The 409-nt window shown below is 55.3% G+C and carries 1 pseudogene; it reads right to left on the bottom strand.

The features are described 5' to 3' along the window. Window positions 1-350: pseudogene (locus Xets_RS12705) on the bottom strand (hypothetical protein); the annotation flags it as partial. Window positions 351-409 lie beyond the last annotated feature (59 nt).

Here is a 409-nt window from a genome sequence, read left to right as displayed (position 1 = left end):
AGATTACCCGCCGCGGCTTTGGCTGCCAGCCCCGGCGCGCCAAGTGCCTTGCTTGCCCCGCCGGCAAAACCACCGCCGGGGATCAGGCTGCCGGCACCGGAACTACCGAATGTCTTGCCTGTCCTTCCGGCAAAGCCCCCACCGCTGATCAAGCTGTCGGCACTGAGACCGCCAAGTGCTTTGCTGGTTCCGTCAGTCAATCCGACCTTGCCGGTTATTCCTGTTACGGAACTGAGGATGTCGCTGGCATTACCGCTCGCATCCGCTAACAGCGCTTTAGCCTGTTTTGTTATTGCTTCCTGTCCCTGTTCTAGGCTGTGTCCCTTAATGTAAATTGATAGTATTCTCATCTAAACTGTTTTCAATATGGGAAAAAGATGATGGCACGCTACGACATTCCTGATGACGC

Origin of the sequence: Xenorhabdus sp. TS4, assembly GCF_014467265.1 — a bacterium.
Classification (GTDB): Bacteria; Pseudomonadota; Gammaproteobacteria; order Enterobacterales; family Enterobacteriaceae; genus Xenorhabdus; species Xenorhabdus ehlersii.
This window is presented reverse-complemented; position numbering and strand designations above follow the sequence as displayed.